The organism is Kitasatospora sp. NBC_01302 (assembly GCF_035976515.1).
GTDB lineage: Bacteria > Actinomycetota > Actinomycetes > Streptomycetales > Streptomycetaceae > Kitasatospora.
Map to the genome: position 1 here is coordinate 59923 of NZ_CP108405.1, position 19385 is coordinate 79307.

Genomic DNA, 19385 nt, shown 5'->3' on the forward strand with positions numbered 1-19385 from the left:
GACTGGAACGGGCTCCTGACCTGCTGCAAAATGGCGTTGCTCCCTACAGCTACATGGGGACGCAGCGGCGCCCCCTCGGGGGTGTTCGTGAAAAGCACCCCTCGTGGGTGTTGGAAAGACCCCCTCCGGGGGGTGCCGAACTGCCTCCCTTCTTCTCGTCTCGTGCGGGTCGTGGGTGTCGGTGCGGTGCAGCCGAGGCCCCGGCAAGGGCCCCGACCGCGAACGGCTCCTGGCAAGGGAGCCGGGTACTGCGAGTGGCCCTTGGAAAGGGGCCGGTTGTGGTGCGAACCAGGTAGTGCAGCCGGTGGTCGGTTGGAAGCCGATCTCCAGCGAGCCCCGCTCGACGGTTTGGAAGCCCGAGAGCGAGGTGGAGCAGGTGGCCGCGTTGATCCGGGTGGAAAGTCCGGTGAGCGGCCAGCGGAGCTAGACCCCTAGGAAGGTCGAGCACCGCAGACGAGGGCTAGGTCACGGAACACCCCCGCCTCGGGGGCCGCCGTGGCCGGCCACATACACGACGACGGCACCCCGCCGGAGCGAGACCCGGGACTTCCCGGTCGACTCCACGGCGGGGTGCCGCGCGTATGAGGGGGTGCCACTGCGGGTACCCTGCATCACGTCACCACCTCCTACGTGGCTGACCGGGACGGGCCCCTGGCAGGGGGCGCCGATCCACTTGAACGCCGTCCGGACCCTCGGGTCCGGACGGCGAAGTTCGTTTTGGATCACTGACGATGCCACCCTACCCCTGTGGACAATTCGCGGAGTAGCGGCGGCCTCACCGTGTCGATCTGACGCTCCGACGGCCTGACGGCCCGGCAGGCCGTCGCTCATGTGGACTCCCGCAGCATCCTGAGGGCGCCCTCAAGCGAGAGCTCACCGTCGTCCTTCGCATCCGCCCAATGCTGGAGCGTGTTGGCCACCGCGCGCAGCACCTCGTCCGGCAGCCCCGCCGCCCGCAGGGTGTCGGCAGCCTCCTCCAGCTCCGGCGCCCACCTCCACGCCCGGGCCGCGGTCTTGGCGATGTAGTCGGGCTCGGCCAGGTAGCTGCCTTGCCGCTTGCTGGCCACCTCCAGCAGCGCCTCGTCAACACCGTGATGCTGCGCCAGGCCGTACGAGAGCGCGGCGAGCACCCGGTCGGCCTTCTGGTAGGTGGTGTAAGAGACCTTCAGCGCTGACGCCTGACCGATCGCCTCACCCATGAGCGGTGTCGAGACCGACGTGCCGGCGAACAGCTCCGAGACCAGCTCGGTAGCAGCCGGCGGGCCGGACAGAAACAGTCGCGTGCGCTTCGCCTTGATCGGCGGCGACCCGATCACCGCGCCGTCGACCACCGCCGAAGCGCTGCGGCCCACCAGCCTGCCGATCCGCTCTGCCCTCGCAGGGCTGATCGCGTTGCCCTCGACGAACACGCCTGCGAACCCGTAGCTGGCGACCTCGCGGGCCACGTCCTCGGCAGCGGCAGGCGGGCACAGGCTCAGCACCACCTCAGCCCGCTCCAGCAGCTCACGCAGCTCGGCCACCGGCTGCAGCCCGGCCTGCTCGGCGCGCCGCACCGTTGCCGCGCTGCGTCCGGCCGGACACCAGAGCACCTCTGCGCCAGCCGACGCGGCGCAGGCTGCGACGGCCGCGCCCATACTGCCCGGGTGGAGCACGCCGAGTACCGACCGCCGAGCCATCATTGGGCACCGCCGAGCACGTGCTCCAGCGCGTCCAGGATGTTAGAGGCGCTGTAGTCCGGTTCGGGACCGCCCGGCCAGGGGCGGCCGTGGGAGATCCATACGGTGCGCAGCCCGGCCTCGCGGCCGCCGACTACGTCCAGCTCCGCGTTGTCGCCGATCATCCATCCGCCCTCGGAGAGGTCCCGGGCCACGCTGGCGGCCGCGGCCTCGAAGATGAGCCGGCTCGGCTTCCGGGCGCCGATTTCCTCGGAGATGCACACGGCGTCGACCACCTCGGCGATGCCAGAGGTCTGCAGCTTGGCGCGCTGGATCTCGGTGCCGCCGTTGGTGACGACGACGACCTGGTGACCGGCTTCCCGGGCCGAGGCCAGCGCCTCCACCGTCCCGGGGAACGGCTTGACCGACGCGGCGAGTTCCGGCTCGTACCGGGCCCAGAGGGCCTCGGCGGAGTCCGGCAGTCCTAGGTCCGCGGCCAGGCGCTCGAACGTGGCCGGGTCGGTTCGGACGCGCATCGCATCCAGCATCCGCTCCTCGGCCACCGCCCCGAGCGTGTACTCCGCGCAGTACCCGGCCACCCAGGCGGCCACCGCGGCATGGCGGTCGATCAGAGTGTCGTCGAAGTCCGTCAGGATCAGCGAACTGCCGCGTTGGGCGAGCGCTTGGCGGATCTGGTCGGCTGCCCGCTCGGGCGAGACAGTGTCGGTACGGATCGTCAGATCGAACGTGAAGTCTGGGTTGGCCTCGAGGTCGGCATGGGTTGCGTCCCATGCGGCCAGCCGTGCCGGAGTGTCCGCGTCACCCCGGCCAACCGACCGAGCCGCAGTCGCTTCCCGCGGACACCACAGCAGCACGGTCAGCCAGGCCGCCGGGTAGCCGTCGAGCACCGCCCGTACCCCCTCAACCTGGCCGAGGTGCATCACCGGCGTGCCGGCCGCGAATGCCTGGTGGAGGCCGGGCCGGTCGGTCACGTAGACGGCGTCATACCGGCTGTTCTCATAGACCACCGCGTCGGCAGCGCGCAGTCTGGCCAACAATTCCGGGCTGCCCATTCGGTAGCCGGTCGAACGGCCAGGGCCGACCTTGACTCGGGCGAACAGGGCGAAGGCCGGATCGAGTGCGACGAGCGCGCGAGTGACGGTGTCCTTCCCGGAGGCGGGCGGCCCGTAGAGGATCACGCCAACACCGCGCTTGGCGTGCTGCTCGCTCACGCGTAGACCTCCCGGATTGCCTGCCGAGCCTGATCCGCGAGCGAGATTGCCGCGCCGAGACGGTTGTCGACCACCAGGTGCGGCACAGCCGGCCGCAGGTCGGTGTCGATGGTCTGGAGGTACTCGTCCCAGCGCTGCAGCTTCCAGGCGTCCCGGGCAGCCGAGCGGAACGTGATGTACTCGCGCATCGACTCCGGGTCGCATCGAACCCAGATCGGTGCAACATCGACGCCGAGAGAGGCACACCGGTTCGTGAGCCGCTGCATCCAGTCCGGGTTGGTCATCTCCGAGATGAACGGCGCGGACAGCACGGTGCTGATACGGCAGTTGATGTTGGCCCAGGCCGCCTGCATCAGGCAGTCGTACTCGATGTTGCGCACCTGCTCGCGGTACAGGTCGGTGTGCCGGTCATGCGGGTCACCGCCGAGTGCCACCAGCAGTCGTTCCACCAGCGGCCGGGTCAGCGGATCCTTGTCCAGCAGCGGCCAGCCGGTCAACTGGGTCAGGAACTTGGCGAACTCGCTCTTCCCACTGCCGGCATACCCGCCGACCAGGACAACGACCGGCCGGTGCGGGTCGCCACCGGTGTGCCGGCGCTTCCAGGCGTCCAGGATCCGCTGCTGCACGCCCATGTGGTCGGCCTCGTCGTTGCCAGGGGCGATCCGGTGGATCGCCCGCTCGACAGCAAGCACGTGCGTCCCGTTGTGATCGTCGCTGGCCGGCGTCAGACGGAACTTCGTCTCCTCACCCGGCAGAGCAGCCCGGAACCCGAGCTCAGGATCCGTCGCCCTGTAGAGAAGGCAGTACGCCCGACGGTAGTGCGGGCCGGGGTAGACCTCACCCTGCTCGTGCTGCCACAACGTCTGCGGGTTCGCGGCCGGGATGCCCTTGAGCTTCGCCTCCTCGGCGACCTGGCGCAGCCGCTCCCCCGCCTTCTCCAACGTCAGCCCGTGCGCTTCCCGCTGCGCGCGCAGCAGGTCAGGCCGCCACCCCGTACGTCCCTTGGCCATGCCCCCGCCCTCCAGTGTCACCATGCCCGGCAGCCTAGGGCTGACCAGCCAAAACCCATGTGTACGCAGATGTGAATACGTGTGTATGAACGTGTTGATGGAGCTAATGACGTCGTTGTGATTCTTCGTCAGGTCCCCAGCCGCTGTGATGGGTCTCGCAGCCAGCCGTGAGTTGGAGGACGGACGTGAGCTTGATGTGTAAGAAGTCAGCCGGCGATGCTCAGTGTCAGCAGATGGTGCAGAGGCGCGGTGTTGACCGTCACGAAGACCGTGGCCTCCTGTGGGTCCCGAGCAATACTCAGGATCCGGAAGCCGGGGGTGCCCTCTGCCACACCGAGCGCTGCGGCCGCGGCCTGATCCATGGGTTCGGCAGAGATCACAGTATCGGTGCGCTGTACGTTCCAGCCGAGCCAGTCCGCGAAGCGGACCCCGTCCGGGGGAGACATGCGGGCGGCTCCGACTGGAGCCAGCAAGGGCGGGACCCCTTCGTGGCCCTCAGGCTGACGAGAGGCCAGCTCGTACGGCACGATGGTCAGCTTGTGCTGAACCGGGACGCCATCTACCGAGCGGACCCGCGTGCGCTCCACGACATCAGTGCCAGCGATCCCCCACGCTGCCATGTGGGGTGGTGCAGGCAGCTGACGGACAAGGGTGGTGTCTTCGCTGGCCTCACCACCGGTAGCCGGCTTCCAGATCGGGACGCTCAGATCAGGGGGGCCGAACGTGCCGAGGTGAGCTTCGGCGGTTCGGCCAGCGGTCACGACGGTACCGCTGCCGGGCTCGGTGCGGACCATACCTAGGGCCGCCAACTGGGCGTAGGCCGCAGCGACAGTCTGCTGACTTACGCCGCGTTCCTCAGCCAACTTGCGAACTGCGGGAAGGCGCGTCCCGTGGCGGTAGCGCCCAAGGGAGATCCCTTCTCGGATCTCGGCCGCGATGGTGCTGGCGTTCAACTTCAGTCTCCTATCGAGCAGCTACTTGGCTACAGGCTATCGCGTCAAGCGACGAGAGTCGTCATCTTGACGGTCGTCACGACACAGCAAAAGCATCTTGACACTTCCGGGATGGGCCCCTAACGTCGATTGCACCGGGCCGGTCACGGTCCGCGACGAAGGAGCTAGGCCGTAAGCGAGCCGCCGTCGATGTCTGTTCCTTGAGAACTCCATAGCTCGATCTGCCGGACCCAGTGTTGGGGTGACGAACCACGAGGTCCCCTAAGCACTGGCTACGGCAGTCCCTACCGCAGCGATTGAGCTGCCCGCTCTCCACGGCCCCCTCCGGCCGTGGCGGACGGAGAACTCAACCGCCCCCGACGCCTCCAAGACCAGGGAGAACCAGTGCGTCACAACGGCCGGCCTGTCCTGAAGGCCTCGAAGATCCGCCCGTCCGACATCACGCTCTACCTCGGCGAGCCTGTCACCGTGGTCTGCGGCGACTGCCGCACCTGGCGTCAGCTCACCCGGTCGATGATCCCGGCGCACCGCTCCACCGACCTCGGCCGCAGTCTGCGCGACGACGAGGGCAACCTGATCAAGCGCGACACTCGGTGCCCTGGCAGCGGTCAGCGCATCGAGGTCGACCTCAAGCCCGCTCAGTGGGCGGCGCGGATCGAGGACGGCCTCACCGAGGTCGCTTCCCGCCGACCGACCAAGGTCTTGCGCAAGGTCAAGGCTCCACAGCCCGCCGCGGTCCTCCAGATCGCGCAGCCCCGACCGGCGGCCCCGGCGCCGACCGGCGCGGAGCGCACCCAGCAGTGGGCCGACGTGCTCCGGTCGGTGAAAGAAGCCGACACCCAGCGGTCCAAGCCGTTGAAGGGCGCGCGCGGCCCGATCTTCGGGCTGACCCTGCCGGAGGAGACGCCGGCCAAGCGGCACAAGCTCCCCTCGGGCCGCGTCGTCTGACCCCCGCCCCCGGGCCCCCGGCCCGGTTCCAGAACTGAATCACCCTCACCAGCCAACCGCGGCGGCCCGGGACTCTCCGGGCCGCCGCTTCGCATCCCAGGAGATCCCCGTGCGCTACGCCATCGTTCCCCGCGCCCTGCTTGAGCAGCTCATCGAGATCAGCACCCCGAAGGTGAAGAAGAACGCCGGCGCCGAGCAGCCCCGCACCGACGAACGCCGCACGCCCGCCGAGGACCGGCTGGTCGCTGCCCGCAGCCCGCTGCGGTCCGGACCGCGCTGGGTGTTCCGCCGGCCGATGCTCTACGCCTCCGGCGCCCCGGCCCCCGTCCACGCCTGATCCGCGCATCTCTCCTGCGACGCTGCCCGTCGCCGCCGCCCCGGAACCCGGTGCGGCGACGGCGGGGGGACGGCAGGACCGAGCCCCGCCAACAGCGACGGCCCCGGGATTCGCTCTCCCGGGGCCGTCCACGTCGCCTGAACTGGAGGCAACGATCGTGCTGCACAACATCATCGCACGTCCCGCGCTGCTGAACACCGCGCCCGGCGACAGCGACCCCGACATGGACGAGGAGCTGCGCAGGGCCCGGGGAGGTGGCCGGTGATGGCCACCACCGTCTTCGGCACCGGCACCGCGCCCGATCTGACCGCGCAGGAGCCGATCCTGCCCGCCCCGCGCCCCGGCCTGTACCTGGTGCACCGCCTCGGCGGGATCACCGCCCACTTGACGGCCGACCAGGACACCGTGCAGACCGTGCGGGCCCTGGTCCTGACCGTCCTGGTCGCCCACGGCGTCGACCTGGAGACCGCCGAGTCCGCGCAGCTGGTCCTGTCCGAGCTGATCGGCAACGCGGTGCGCGCCTGCGGGCCCCACGCCCCGCTGGTCGTGGAGGTCCACCGCGTCGAGCACGACGCGGTCGTCACCGTCCACGACCCGCTCGCCGGCGCCGGCCCCCGCCGCACCGACACCGGCATCGACAGCGACGAGGCGGAGTCCGGCCGCGGCCTGCTCATCCTCGACGTCCTCGCCCCCGGCTGGACCGTCAAGGCCTCCGCGATCGGCAAGTGCATCCGCGCTCGCATCCCCGCGGCCAGCTGACGAAGCGTCCCCTCTCTCCGCGCCGCTGCGCCCGGGCCTGACACGGTCCGGGGCGCAGCGGCGCCCGCGAACATCTCCAGCTCGGAGGCAATCCGTGAAGCACCGCAACCGCATCTCTTCCCCTGCCCGCCGCGCGTACTACGAGGCCGCCCGCTACAAGCGGTGGGTCGCCCGCCAGATCGGCCCGCGCCGCGTCGGCGGCATCTACCGCTCCGCCTACATCACCGACATCCCCTACGAGGTCCTGGCGATCGAGCCTGGCCCGCGCGAGGGCTGGCCGACCTGGCAGATCACCGTGCGCACCGTCGGCGAGGACCGGATCCGCCGGCACTGCGCCGCCTGGGACCACGAGCGCGATGTCGTCATCGCGCAGCCCGAGGACGAGAACTTCGCCCAGGCGTGGGCGGCCTGGCAGCTGGCCCACGACCCGGACCCGTGGGCGCGGCGCGAGGCGGACAGCCCGGCCTGGCGGCACGTCCTGGACGAGATCGCCCACCCGGCCACGACCGCCGCGCTCCAGCGCCTGGCCCACGCCGCCCAGCTCGTTTGACCGCACCACGACGCAGAAGGAGTCAGCAGATGAGCACCACGATCACGCTCTCCACGGCCGCTGAGGACGACTGGCGGATGCGCGCTGTGTGCGCCGAGGAGGACCCCGAGCTGTTCTTCCCGATCGGCAACACCGGCCCGGCTCTGCTGCAGATCGAGGAGGCCAAGGCCGTCTGCCGCCGCCGCTGCCCGGTCACGGAGCAGTGCCTGACCTGGGCGCTGACGAACGGTGAGGACGCCGGCGTCTGGGGCGGGATGTCGGAGGACGAGCGGCGGGCGATGAAGCGCCGCGCCGCCCGCAACCGTGCCCGCACCTCCTGATCGACCGCAGCGGTTGCTGTCGTTCGCCCCCGCGCCGGGATCGCCGGCTGCGGGGGTGTTCGACGGTGCCCGACGCACCCGTACACCACCTCGGAGGTCATCATGTTCGTGATCAGCCCCGCCGACTTCGACAAGGCTGCCCCGCAGCTCGAGGGCCGCCACCACCCGCACTTCCAGGGCACCGCGAAGACCGAGTTCGGCAACCTCGTCTTCACCTTCAAGCCGTTCACCGGCACCGAGGAGGAGCCGGCGACGCCCGCGGGCATCTGGCAGGACGCCTCGCTCACCCGCGAGGCCCGCGAGGTCCTGGCCGCCGAGTATGCCGACGCCTACGCGCAGTGGAGCGACGCCAAGTACGTGGCCGCCCTCAAGCGAGCCGTGACCGACGCCGGCATTGCCAGCCGCTGGACCGCCTACATCCAGGCCCGCCAGGAGATGGACGCCCTGTTCTCGCAGCTGCGTGCTACCGCGGACACCCACTGGCGTGCCTCCGTCTCCAAGCTCGTGGACGCCCAGGAGCTGGTGCTGGCCGCGGCCGAGTCGTGGGACCGCAAGGGCCTTGAGATCGCCCGCATCCACCACGCGCACCGCCACAGCGACCTCAGCTACAGCGAGGCCTACAGGCGCGCTGGCATCGAGGCCGACTCCTGGGCCGTCGACCACATCGACGCCTACGACCCCTACGACGGCGGGCCGCTGACCCGCGGCGCCGTCAAGGCCGTCGAGGCGCAGCGCGAGCACCTGCGCATGGTCGCCGCCCTGACCGGTGACCGCTCCGTCTGACCAGCCGTCGGCCAGTTGTCGTTCGCCGCCGCGCCCCGCCCAGGACCGACCCGGTGCGGGGCGCGGCGGCGTTCGACGGTGCCCGACGCACCTACCCCCTCTCCCCTAATAGGAGGACCCATGAGCAAGCCGACCTGGATGGCCTCGCACCTCGGCACGCAGCACACCGCCGACCCACTGGAGCAGCTGCTCGAGCTGGGCCGCTGGCTGAGCGAACCGGCCCGCCGCCTGGCCTGGCGCACCGCCCGCAAGCAGCGGCAGGCGGACGCCATCGACGCCGAGCGCGCCTACAACGACGCCCAGCGCCCCAGCCTGCAGACCCCGGCCGCCCAGATCACCGACCTGCACGAGCACCTGCACCTGGCCCAGGGCCGCGCTGGCCTGCTCGCCCTGGTCGAGGAGCTCGCCGAGCGGACCCGGCTGCGCGTCACCACCACGGTGCTGCACCCCGACCAGCAGCATGACCTCGACCCGCAGGCGCTGCGCCTGCGGGCGACGCGGATCAACACCGGCATCCGCCAACTCCTCACCGACCTGGCGGCCGACTTCGCCTACCCCGACGAGGTCCACCGCACCGCGGAGGCCGCCCTCCGCCCGCTCACCAGCCGACTCCGGGCGGTGGAGGCCACCGGCGAGCCGGACGAGCTGAGCAGCTGGGCCGAGGCGATCGAGTTCGCCGGGGCCGTCATCCAGACCGCCCCCACCCGCGCCTGACCAGGCGCCGCCGGCCAGGGACGACCACCACCCGGACGAGGAGTTCCCGTGCTGACCATCACCATCACCAGCAAGCTCGACCAGCTGCGTCACCGCGCCGCCCAGGCCGACACCGCCGAGACCGCTCTCACCGACACCAACCGCCGGTTGGAGCAGCTCCTGGAGCAGCGGCGCGAAGCGAGCCAGGAGCTGCTGGACATGCGCAACGACCGCACCGCCGTGCAGGACAAGCTGGAGGCCGCGCAGAAGCTCGCCGACGAGGCGAAGGCCAGCGAGGCCCGGCTGCGCCGCTCCGAGCAGCTCATGCGTCAGGGCGTGGACTCGCTGCTCGCCACCCGCGACCGCACCATCGCCGAGCTGCGCGCCGATCTGGAGCGGGCCCGCAACACCCGGTCGGCGGCCGAGTCGGAGCTGCCGGAGCACACCGTGCTGCAGTTCCGCACCGTCGGCGGCGGCCTGGCCGTGGTGACCGGCGAGCCCACGACGTACTACTCCGACCGCTACTGCGAGCCGCTGGACGAGCCGGTCGATGGCCACCGCTACGCCTGGCAGTGCCTCACGTGCGGCGACGACAGCGGCGGCTACACCACCTGGGACCGCGACGACATGCGTCGCCGGGCCAACGAGCACGCCGCCGGCTGCCGGGCGATCCCGGCCGGGACCGGCGACACCACGACGAAGAAGGAGAAGGGGACGAGGTGACCATCACCGTCGACAACCCGGCCCGCACCAACCCGGTGCCGGCCGCACGCCACCCAGCCCCCGCGGGCGGCCAGGCCCCGGCGGCCGCCGCCGGCCTGGTCCATGTGGTGACCCGCCAGGAGTACCTGGCGGCGAAGAAGGCGCTGGAGAAGCTGGAGCGTCTCGGCGACCTGATCACCCGCTCGCTGATGACCATCGGCGGCGGCGCCCTCATCTTCACCTGCGTCAACGTCACGTTGTTCGCCATGTCGCACAACATCCCGGGCTGGATCGCCTGGATGCTCGACCCGCTGGCCTCCCTGGCGCTGATCACCGTGCTCTACGTGGACGGTGTGCTGACCGAGCAGGGCGGCGAGCGGGCCAAGGGCTGGCCTTTCCTGCTGCGCTGGTTCGCCGGCCTGTCCACCTGGTCCATGAACGCCTGGACGAGCCTGTTCCCGGACGGCGTCTTCCACGTGGTGCCCCAGCACCCGGACGCCGGCGGCCTGCTGCTCCACTCCGTGGCCCCGTTCCTGCTGATCACCCTGGCCGAGGCCTCCTCCGGCTACCGCGCCTACCTGGCCCGGCGGCTGGCGGAGCTGCGCCAGGTGATCCAGGCCTACGAGGACCAGGAGCAGGCTGCCAAGAAGGAGCGCGAGGACCGAGCCCGGGCCGAGCGCGAGAAGGCCGAGGCCGAACGCGTCGAGGCCGAGCGTGCCGAGCGCGAGGAGCGCAGGCTTCGCGAGGACCGCGAGTACGAGGAGCGCCGGGAACGCGAGCGGATCGCGGCGATGGCCGAGCAGGCCGAGCGCGCTTCGAAGGCGGAAATCGAGCGACTCCGCGAGCAGGCCACGCTCGAGGACGCGAGGGCCCAGCGTGAAGCCGAGGCTGCTCAGCGAGAGCGCGCTGCGGAAATCGAGCGACTCCGCGAGCAGCGGGAGCTGGAGAACGCGAGGGCCCAGCGCGAGGCCGAGCAGGCCCGGCTCGCTCAGGAAAACGAGGACGCCAAGGCCCGCCGCGAGCAGGAAATCGAGGCCGAGCGCGAGCGCCTCGCGCGGGAAACCGAGGAGGCTCGCAAGCGGGCCGACGCGGAGGCCGAGGCGCTGCGGATCAAGGCCGAGGGCGAGGCTCAGGCCAAGATCCTGCTGGCGGAAGAGCAGGTCAGGCAGCAGCAGGTGGCCGAGCGGGAGCGCCGGGAGAAGGAGGCCGCGGAGGCGGAGGAGAAGCGCCGCAAGGCGGAGGAGCGCGCCGCTGCGAGGCAGCAGCGGCTGTCCTCGCAGACCGCTCGCACCTCCCGTACCGGCACCTCGCGTTTCCCCTCGGAAATCGCCTCGCAAAACGGCGGCACGGTCCCTCGCGAACTGCGCTCGCAGCTGCGCGAGCAGGCCGAGCGCGAGGTCGCGCGGCTGATGCTGGAGGGCTCGGAGATCGACCAGAAGGCGATCGGCGAGCGCTACGGCAAGGGCGAGACGTGGGTCGGAGACCGCATCCGGAACGCGAAGAAGCGCCTCGCGGACGACTCGCAGTTCGGGGACGAGGTCATCGCCTCCGCGCTGGAGGACGAGATGCCGGTCTCGGACGAGACGAAGAACAGCGACCAGGACGGCGGCGAAGCAGCCGCCTGACGGATCGTCGGCTTTTCCGCTGGCCACCAGGGCGCTCAAATCGCCCTGGTGACCGGCGAAGGCGCCGAAGCGCCGAACACCACGGTAGCGATCGGATCAGCCCCGGCGGAGCCGATCCAGGAAGGAGGCACCAGTGAGCAGCCCCGCCCAGCCGCCGGCCTGGCGGCGCAAGCGGACCGAGAAGCGCAGCGAGCAGCGGGCCCGGCGGGTCGGCGCACACGCCGCGCAGCTGCGCAACGAGGCGGCGGCCGACGGCCCGAGAGGGGCTGCGGCGGCCGAGTGGAACATCCTGCGATCGACGATCAGCCGGCTGCCCGAGGCGGCCCAGGACGGCGAGTGGATGCAGCTCGCCACCGCGCTGAAGCAGCTCTCCACGGCCCTGGCGAAGCGTCACGGTCAGTGACGGCCGCTGGGGCCGATCGCGAATTTCGCATCGCGCATTCGCATCCCTACGCGTAGCCGCGTGGGCCTAACGCGTAGGCGGGCGCACGGGCGCGCGCGAGAGTACCCGCCCACTATGCGTAACCGCAAGTCGCCGCCTGCGGCGGCTGCAACCGATCTTCCGGGCCGTCACCAGGCGGCCCACGACCTCTGTTTGGTGATCCACAACACCCCTTGGGAGGGGACCGATCATGGCTGTCATCGAGGCTGTTGTCGGCGCCGGAGTCGGCGTCGCGAGCATGGCCCTGTCCGTGGCGATGCAGGTGCTCGCCAGCGGCGGGCAGACCGTCACCGCCGGGATGGGCCGGCGCCACCGTGGCGGCGCCGGCCGCTCCGGCGGCGGGGTGTCCGGGGCGCTGAACACGGCGCTGGCGAAGCTGGAGATGCCCCGGCTGCACATCGCGATGTTCACCGCGGGCGGGGTGGGCCTGGCCGGCACCGGCCTGGGGCACCTGATCTCGACGGCCACCACCTGGGCCAACCACACGGTGGCCGGCCTGATGACCGACTGGGTCGGCGTCGGGCTGGGCTGGCTGGTGTCGCTGGGCGCGGCGGTGGTCCTGCTGATCGACATCCGCGACGACCGGTGCACCCCGCGCACCCTGGCGCTCGCCGCCACCATGCCGTTCTTCGTGACGGCGATCCCCGGCAAGGTCGGCGAGGGCGCGGCCGCCGCGATCAGCGCCATCGCCCACTTCGTCGGCCACCTGGTGGCCTCCGCCTTCGGCATGCAGTGAAAGAGGAGCACCCTCGATGGAACTGCTGATCATGATGGCGCTCGCGTACGCGCTCGGCGGCGGGGTCACCGCCGGGCGCGAGACCGCCGCCCAGCACACCAAGACCCCCAAGCCGCCCAAGCCGATCGACCGCACCGAGACGGGCAAGAAGATCGCGCAGGGCGCGATCAACTCGGTCGCCCGCGTCTACACCTTCACCTCCGGGGCGAAGGAGGGCTGGCGAAAGGCCTGGCCGGAGACCAAGACGGCCATCACCGAGCGCCGCGCGAAGGTCAAGGCCGACAAGGCCGAGCGGACGGCGGCCAAGGAGGCCGCCAAGGCCGCCAAGGTCGCCGGGCAGCCGGAGCCGGACGAGGACGGGATCGTCGACGCGGAGATCGTCGAGGACGAGGTGGTCAACACCGGCGGCCCGAAGGCACCCAGCCCGGAGAAGGTCGCCGAGGCGAAGGAGGCGGCCGACGCCGCCGCGAAGGCCGACGCCACCGTCCACGTCCACGTCCACACCGACCCGCCGCCCACCCCCGCCCCGGCTCCGGCTTCGTCGGCACCGCCCACCACCCCGCCCCCGGCCGCCGCTCCGGCGTCGCCGGCCCCGGTCGTTCCGGCTCCGGCCGCGCCGGCCGACACGGTGGGGGCGGTGCCGCCCGCGCCCGGAGCGGACTACCCGCCGCTGCGGATCGTCAAGGACGCCGAGCCCGCCGCCGGTGGCGGCGGGACCGCAACCGCCACCGCACCGAGGAGCACCATGACCAACCTGCCCACCGCCACCACGCTGGTCACCGAGGTGAACGGCGTCGAGTCCCTCATGAAGTACCTGGCCCAGCTGGCGCGCTGGGCCCGGATGGAGAAGGACGACGCCACCGCCGCCGTCACCCGCCTGACCGAGCTGCGCTCCAAGGCCGAGCACGCCCTGAACGCCGCGACGGCCGCCAAGTACGACAAGAAGACGCTCGCCGAGCTCGCCTCGATCGTGGAGAAGCTCACCGAGCTGAAGACCACCCGCGAGGAGGACCTGCGCACCTCCGACCTCGCCGAACGCAACGCCGCCCAGTCGTCGGCCAACGTGTGGGCCCGCCACGGCGGCATGCAGGAAGCCCGCAACCAGTCGGACGTCGACATGGCCGAGACCACCACCTACGGCGACTGACCACCCGCCACCCGACCAACCATCACCTCGAAGAAGGGGCCACCCCCGCATGGCAGAGATCAGCTACAGCCAGATCCAGGACGGCCTGGCGGCCCTCGTCGCCGCCACGGCCGTGGAGGAGGCCGCCGCCCGCGAACGCTTCGCGCGGATCAACTTCAAGGTCCGCGAAGCGGAGCGCAACTACCACGCCATCCGCGAACTCGGCTTCGACCCGCTGACCCTGAACGACTTCCAGCAGGTCGGCGCCGCACTCGTCGGCCAGGCCACCGCGGTGGCCGCCGCCGCGAACAGCGCGATCGAGCTGAACGGCATGGCCCGCCAGGCCGGCCTCGCGATCGAGCAGCGCCACGGCGGCTACGACCGGGCGGTTGCCTCGGCCCCGGTGCCGGCCGCCCGCCGCGAGGCCTACAACAACCGGCTCTGACCCACGGCTGCGCCGTCCCGGTCGGGCACCAGGCCGCCCGCTCCACCAGCCAGGTGGGGCGGGCGGCCTGGTGCCCGGCCGAGGTGCCACAACCGGTACCCGCACCCGCCGACACGAAAGGGAGAGGCCGATGCGCCGCGACCCCATGGACCTGATCTACCTGCTCGGCATGTTCGGGCCGGTCATCGTCCTGCTCGTCATCCTGCTCGCCCACTGAACCCGGAAGGAACCCGCACACCGTGAAGAAGCGCACCCCCGCCCCGGCCGGGACGGACACCGCCGCCGAGCAGGGCGCACCGCTGAGAAGCCGGCTCGCGCGCGGCGCCTGGCGGCGCCTGCACCGCAACCGCCGCCACCTGCCCCCGCTGGCCGCCTCCCTCGTCCTGGCCGGCTACGGCCAGGCCCTGACCAACGCCCCGCACGGCGTCATCGGCGCCATCGCCGCCGACGCAGCCCTGCCCGCCGCCGTCTTCGCCGCCCGCGCCTGGCGGGCGAAGAAGCCCTACACCGGACGCACCGCGAAGTTCCTGCACCGCCACCGGGCGCTGCCGGCCCCGCCGGACCGGCCGATGCGCCGCGCCGAGCTGGTGCGCACCTCGGCGGCCGCCACGGCCTGCGGGCTGCTGCTGACCGCGATGCCGATCACGCACACCGGCCCCTTCGAGGTGCCGATGACGGGCTGGTGGTGGCTGGCGCTCACCCCCGCCACCGCGATCCCGTGGTGGTGGCGGCGCCGGATCCGCGCCACCACCGAGACTGCCCCGCTCGGCCAGGAGGAGCGGATCGCCCGCTGGGCGGAGAAGGTCGGCGCCAGCCGCGGCGCGCTGCCCGGCTCGACCCTGGTCGATCCGGTCGACACCGGCGAGGGTGCCTGGGAGGCGGTGATCGAGCTGGACGGCGGTCGGCAGACCACCGCGACCGCGATCTCCGCCACCACGATGATCGCCTCCGCCTACGGGCTGCCGATCTCCTCCATCGCGGTCGACGGCGTGCCCGGCGGCGCGGCCGACAAGGCCAAGCTGCTGGTCTACGACAAGAACCCGCTCAAGAAGGTGCCGGTCTTCCCCGGGCCCGAGGCGCTGGACGTGAAGACCGGCATCGCCCGCCTCGGCCTGCACATCGACGGCGGCCCCGCCCAGTACCAGATGTGGCGGCCGGGCTGGGGCGCGGTCCACACCCACATCTCGGGTGCGACCGGCTCCGGCAAGTCCGCGCTGCTGCGCTCGCTGTTCGCGATCGAGCGGCACTCCGGCCTGGTCACCTCCTGGGGCGGGGACCCGCAGGAAGGCAAGTCCTTCGGGTTCTGGCAGGACTACCTGTCCTACTTCGCCCCCGGCGTGGACGAGTGCATGGGCATGCTGATCGCCGCCGACGCCGAGCTCACCCGCCGCTCCAAGGCGAGCGCGCTGACCGTCTGGTACGACGAGGACGGCGACCTGATGTTCGGCGACACCGACTGGTCTCCCACCCCGGAGGAGCCGCTCATCTCGGTGACGATCGACGAGTGGCAGGACGTGTGGGGCAACTACCCCGAGGCCCTGGACTACGCGGTGCGGATCGCGATCCTGGGCCGCAAGGTCGGCATCAAGCTGCGCCTGGTCACCCACCTGCCCACCCTCGACTCGCTCGGCACGCCGAAGCTGCGCCAGCCGCTGACCGCGGGCAACAACATCGCCTTCCGCACCACCGAGCGCTCCGCCGGGTACGTGATCAACCTGCCCGCCGACCCGAACGACATCCCGGCGGTGTGGCCCGACGAGCCCGGGGTGCCGACCTCCGGCATGGGCTACCTCAAGGGCGTCGAGGAGCGGGCCGCGATGTTCCGCGGCTGGTCCCCCGAGCGGTCGGGGATCGCCACCCGGTGGGCCAAGCGCGGCACCCCGGCGGTCGTCTCCGCCGAGGCCGCCGAGGAGATCGGCCCGCTGTACACCGAGTGGCGCGACCGCCTGGCGGCCCGCCGGCGCGGCGAGCTCCCGGCCGTCCCCGGGGTCACCGACGAGCCGCAGGAGGAGACCGCCGACGCCAAGCCGGCCGGGAAGGGCAAGCCGCAGAAGAAGGGCAGCGGCGCCGGCACGGTCGCCGCGGCGAAGGTGTCCTTCGACAAGCTGTCCGCCCCCGCCGTCTCCTTCGACCAACTGGTCACCACCACGGTCACCACCGGCAGCACCCCGGCCCGCGGCGACAAGAAGAAGGCGATCCTCGCCTTCCTCGAGCGCGAGGAGCAGGCCACCACCGGCATCATCGCCGCCCAGCTCAAGATGCCGCTGTCCACCGTCTCCTCCACCCTCAAGCGCGCCGCCGAGAAGGGCGAGGTCATCGACCTCGGCCACGGCGCCTGGGGCTCCCTGACCGCCCTGGCCGCCGCCTGACCCACCCACCCTGCCCGCCGCCCCGACCCCGGGGCGGCGGGCACCACGCACTCCGGAAGGACCACGCCATGGACATCCGCCACCCGCTCATCACCGGCACCCCCACCAGCGGCAAGACCAGCCTGATCCTCGAGGCCGAGGAGGCCGCCCTCCTGGCCACCTCGGTGCCCCGGCCGCCGGCCGACCAGCTCCTCGACGCCGCCGCCGGCACCGTCGCGATCGGCCGCCACACCGACGGCTCCCAGGCCCTGCTGCCGCTGTGGAACCAGTACGGCGCCGCCCACACCCTGATCGCCGCGCCCACCGGCTCCGGCACCAGCACCCTGCTCGACCACCTGGCCGCCGCCGAGGCGACCACGCCCCTGATCGACTCCCGCCTCATCGACGGCCGCGCCGTCGCCCACGGCTTCGGCACCACCGGCCGGACCGACCACGGCGTCCGCACCGCCACCGAGCGCGGCCAGGCCCTGGAGATGCTCGGCGACCTCTTCGACACCATCGGCCGGCGCCGCTCCGGCACCGACCCCGACCTGCCCTACGCGCCCACCCCGCAGCGGCCGCTGATCACCCTGACCCTGACCGACTGGCCGGAGATCGCCGCCGACGAGGAGATCGCGCGCCTGGCCCACGCCATCTGCGTGATGGGCCGCAGCGCCGGCGTCGGGCTGCGGGTGGCGGCCTGGTCGGTGCGGCTGATCGACGGCGCCGCGCTGAACCACCGCCTGACCCGGGCGACCCGGATCCACCTCACCGCCCGGTCCGCACCGGGCCAGGGCACCCTGGCCCCGCACGCGGCCGCCCCCGCCCGGGCGTTCCGCACCTGGGCGCCCGCCGCCCGCTGACCCGGCCTCACACGCCCCTCTCCCGGCCTCTCCTGGGGCCGCCGGACCTGCCCGCCACCGGGCCGGGCCCGGCGGCCCTGGAAGGCGCCGAGCCGCCCCATACACCCGCTTCCCCGCCCCGCACCCAGCCCCTCGAAGGAGCCCCCGGTGAACACCCCCACCAATGCCTCGCACACCGCCGCCGACCGGGCGGCGGACCCCCAGATCAACATCCTGGAGGCCGGATACACCCCGGTCATCCTCGACGGCCAGATCCTCGCCGTCCCGCTGCGCCCCGCGCCCGGTGGCCCCGAGTTCGTGCCCGCGATCGTGGGCGGCGAGGCCGTCGCGGTGCCGGTCCACAACCCGCTCGCCATCGCGGCCGCGGAGCCGCAGCCGGTCCCCGCAGCCCCGGTGCAGCCCGCTCCCGAGCAGGGCATGCCGCTGGCGGTGCGCCAGTACCTGCTCGTCGGCTCCGTCACGGCGCTCGCGGCCAGCGGCGCGGTGTGGGTGATCGGCGCCGCCGTCGCCGAGGTCGCCCCGCACGCCGACAAGCTCGGCGAGGTCCTCAAGTGGGCCGCCGTCCTGGTCGGCGCCGTCGTCATCGGCGTTGCCGCGTTGATCGGCAAGCTGCGCTCCGTCACCTCCGGCGCCACCAGCGGCAGCGGGGCCTCCGCCACGGCCAGCGGCGACGGGGCGAGTGCGACCGGCACCGTCCTGGCCCTGGTCCACCGCACCCACCAGACCAACATCGGCAAGCAGTCCGCCGGGTGGCGCGGCTCCATCACCAACCACAACGGCTGAGCCAACCGACATCAACCGAAGGACAAGCCCGTGCGACTGCGACTCGCCCGCCTGCTCCAGCTCCTGAACCGCCGCCCCGCCCCGCTGTGGGAGGACGACCTGCCCGGCATCTACCTGCCCGTCGGCGAAGAGCAGCCGGCCCCCGATCCGGACCCGGAACCGGTCTGGTGCACCGCGGGCCCTCTCGTCCGGGAACCCCTCGAAGCCGCCACCGCCGAAGCCGACCGACTCCGCACCGCCGCGAACGGCTCCTGACCCCGGCCGACCGGTCTCGTCCCCGAGCCGCATCCCGCCCACCCTGCCGCACTCCGGCCGGGTGGGCGGCGCGCTTCGGGGGCGGGGCCGGCCGACCGGCCGGAACCCAGACCGCCTTGGAGGACCTGATGGGCTACGCCTACTACACCGTCACCCGTGCCGACGGCATCGAGATCGAGGCCGGCTACGCCGTCGAGGCCGTCTGCGAGCAGGACGGCTGCACCGAGCCGATCGACCGCGGCGTGGACAACCTGTGCGGATCCTGGCCCGGCACGCCCGACGACGGCTGCGGTGGCTACTTCTGCTCCCGCCACCTCGGCTACAGGGACTGGGAGAGCGAGGAGCCGCAGCCGGAGAACTGCAAGTCCTGCTTCGAGAAGCGCGACTGACAGGGGGCCTGTCGTGCGCGCATCCGATCTCGACCCGACCGGCGAGCGGCACGGCGGGCTGCCGACCTACCCATGGCGCTACGCCCCCAAGGGCCTTGCCACCCGGCGTCAGCTGCGCGGCATGGGCCTGCGCCCGGCGGGCCAGGAACCGACAGCCCAGGTGGTCTGTCGGCGCGGCAAGCGCATCGGCTTCCTGTACCGCGTCGAGCAGGCCCTTCCCGTGCGGGCGATGACGCCGGGCCGCGCCACCGCCCTGGAGCGGGCGATGGCCGCCCGTCAGACCTGCCCGCTGTGCCGCACCCGCTACGACCACTGCCTGCCGCTCAAGACCATCGGCAGCTGCCTGCCCTGCACGGACCTCACCGACGCCGAACGCGACCAGCTCGCCGCCCTCACCACCGCTGCCTGACCGTCCAGCAGTTCCTGCCGGC

The 19385-nt window shown here is 72.2% G+C and carries 24 protein-coding genes; 20 read left to right on the forward strand and 4 right to left on the reverse strand.

All coding sequences use genetic code 11. The features are described 5' to 3' along the window. Positions 1-827: 827 nt before the first annotated feature. The 4 genes from OG294_RS39895 to OG294_RS39910 form a co-directional block, all read right to left on the reverse strand. Positions 828-1679: an NAD(P)-dependent oxidoreductase gene (locus OG294_RS39895; protein WP_327071881.1), complete on the reverse strand. Its 852-nt coding sequence runs from the start codon at positions 1677-1679 to the stop codon at positions 828-830. Then, positions 1676-2887 (reverse strand): HAD family hydrolase, encoded by a 1212-nt coding sequence (locus OG294_RS39900; protein WP_327071882.1) that lies wholly within the window; start codon positions 2885-2887, stop codon positions 1676-1678. The genes OG294_RS39895 and OG294_RS39900 overlap by 4 nt, the downstream gene beginning before the upstream one ends. Beyond that, the gene (locus OG294_RS39905) at positions 2884-3897 is read right to left on the reverse strand and encodes an AAA family ATPase (RefSeq protein ID WP_442789397.1); all 1014 of its coding nucleotides are present in this window, start codon (positions 3895-3897) and stop codon (positions 2884-2886) included. The genes OG294_RS39900 and OG294_RS39905 overlap by 4 nt, the downstream gene beginning before the upstream one ends. Positions 3898-4103: 206 nt before the next feature. Next, positions 4104-4850 (reverse strand): GntR family transcriptional regulator, encoded by a 747-nt coding sequence (locus OG294_RS39910; RefSeq protein ID WP_327071884.1) that lies wholly within the window; start codon positions 4848-4850, stop codon positions 4104-4106. A 384-nt stretch (positions 4851-5234) separates the two neighbouring features. On the opposite strand from OG294_RS39910, the gene OG294_RS39915 reads away from it, so the two are divergent. From OG294_RS39915 to OG294_RS40010, 20 genes are all read left to right on the forward strand, one after another. Further along, positions 5235-5798 carry a hypothetical protein gene (locus OG294_RS39915; RefSeq protein WP_327071885.1) on the forward strand — a complete coding sequence of 188 codons (564 nt, stop codon included), beginning with the start codon at positions 5235-5237 and terminating at the stop codon, positions 5796-5798. A gap of 109 nt (positions 5799-5907) precedes the next feature. Continuing rightward, positions 5908-6135 (forward strand): hypothetical protein, encoded by a 228-nt coding sequence (locus OG294_RS39920; RefSeq protein WP_327071886.1) that lies wholly within the window; start codon positions 5908-5910, stop codon positions 6133-6135. A 264-nt stretch (positions 6136-6399) separates the two neighbouring features. After that, on the forward strand, positions 6400-6894 hold the full coding sequence (locus tag OG294_RS39925; protein WP_327071887.1) for an ATP-binding protein: 495 nt from the start codon (positions 6400-6402) through the stop codon (positions 6892-6894). Positions 6895-6988: 94 nt separating this feature from the next. Then, positions 6989-7444 carry a hypothetical protein gene (locus OG294_RS39930; protein ID WP_327071888.1) on the forward strand — a complete coding sequence of 152 codons (456 nt, stop codon included), beginning with the start codon at positions 6989-6991 and terminating at the stop codon, positions 7442-7444. Positions 7445-7473: 29 nt separating this feature from the next. Next, the gene (locus tag OG294_RS39935; protein ID WP_327071889.1) at positions 7474-7764 is read left to right on the forward strand and encodes a WhiB family transcriptional regulator; all 291 of its coding nucleotides are present in this window, start codon (positions 7474-7476) and stop codon (positions 7762-7764) included. Between the two features lie 102 nt (positions 7765-7866). Further along, a complete protein-coding gene (locus tag OG294_RS39940; protein WP_327071890.1) occupies positions 7867-8547 on the forward strand; it encodes a hypothetical protein in 681 nt (226 codons plus the stop codon). A 120-nt stretch (positions 8548-8667) separates the two neighbouring features. After that, complete coding sequence (locus tag OG294_RS39945; RefSeq protein WP_327071891.1) at positions 8668-9261, forward strand: hypothetical protein; 594 nt, start codon at positions 8668-8670, stop codon at positions 9259-9261. Positions 9262-9309: 48 nt separating this feature from the next. After that, on the forward strand, positions 9310-9963 hold the full coding sequence (locus OG294_RS39950; protein ID WP_327071892.1) for a hypothetical protein: 654 nt from the start codon (positions 9310-9312) through the stop codon (positions 9961-9963). Next, positions 9960-11567: a hypothetical protein gene (locus tag OG294_RS39955; protein ID WP_327071893.1), complete on the forward strand. Its 1608-nt coding sequence runs from the start codon at positions 9960-9962 to the stop codon at positions 11565-11567. The genes OG294_RS39950 and OG294_RS39955 overlap by 4 nt, the downstream gene beginning before the upstream one ends. A 133-nt stretch (positions 11568-11700) precedes the next feature. After that, a complete protein-coding gene (locus OG294_RS39960) occupies positions 11701-11970 on the forward strand; it encodes a hypothetical protein (protein WP_327071894.1) in 270 nt (89 codons plus the stop codon). A gap of 229 nt (positions 11971-12199) precedes the next feature. Continuing rightward, positions 12200-12745 carry a hypothetical protein gene (locus OG294_RS39965; protein WP_327071895.1) on the forward strand — a complete coding sequence of 182 codons (546 nt, stop codon included), beginning with the start codon at positions 12200-12202 and terminating at the stop codon, positions 12743-12745. Between the two features lie 16 nt (positions 12746-12761). Continuing rightward, entirely contained in the window at positions 12762-13892 is a 1131-nt protein-coding gene (locus OG294_RS39970; RefSeq protein ID WP_327071896.1) for a hypothetical protein, read from the forward strand. A 49-nt stretch (positions 13893-13941) separates the two neighbouring features. After that, complete coding sequence (locus OG294_RS39975; RefSeq protein ID WP_327071897.1) at positions 13942-14316, forward strand: hypothetical protein; 375 nt, start codon at positions 13942-13944, stop codon at positions 14314-14316. A 70-nt stretch (positions 14317-14386) separates the two neighbouring features. After that, positions 14387-14533: a hypothetical protein gene (locus OG294_RS39980; protein WP_327071898.1), complete on the forward strand. Its 147-nt coding sequence runs from the start codon at positions 14387-14389 to the stop codon at positions 14531-14533. Positions 14534-14555: 22 nt separating this feature from the next. Further along, positions 14556-16685: a helix-turn-helix domain-containing protein gene (locus OG294_RS39985; RefSeq protein WP_327071899.1), complete on the forward strand. Its 2130-nt coding sequence runs from the start codon at positions 14556-14558 to the stop codon at positions 16683-16685. Between the two features lie 68 nt (positions 16686-16753). Continuing rightward, positions 16754-17527 (forward strand): hypothetical protein, encoded by a 774-nt coding sequence (locus tag OG294_RS39990; protein WP_327071900.1) that lies wholly within the window; start codon positions 16754-16756, stop codon positions 17525-17527. A gap of 147 nt (positions 17528-17674) precedes the next feature. Beyond that, on the forward strand, positions 17675-18310 hold the full coding sequence (locus OG294_RS39995; protein ID WP_327071901.1) for a hypothetical protein: 636 nt from the start codon (positions 17675-17677) through the stop codon (positions 18308-18310). 30 nt (positions 18311-18340) lie between these two features. Then, on the forward strand, positions 18341-18565 hold the full coding sequence (locus OG294_RS40000; RefSeq protein WP_327071902.1) for a hypothetical protein: 225 nt from the start codon (positions 18341-18343) through the stop codon (positions 18563-18565). Positions 18566-18681: 116 nt separating this feature from the next. Then, the gene (locus OG294_RS40005; protein WP_327071903.1) at positions 18682-18954 is read left to right on the forward strand and encodes a hypothetical protein; all 273 of its coding nucleotides are present in this window, start codon (positions 18682-18684) and stop codon (positions 18952-18954) included. Positions 18955-18967: 13 nt separating this feature from the next. After that, positions 18968-19363 (forward strand): RRQRL motif-containing zinc-binding protein, encoded by a 396-nt coding sequence (locus tag OG294_RS40010; RefSeq protein ID WP_327071904.1) that lies wholly within the window; start codon positions 18968-18970, stop codon positions 19361-19363. The last annotated feature ends 22 nt before the right edge of the window (positions 19364-19385 follow it).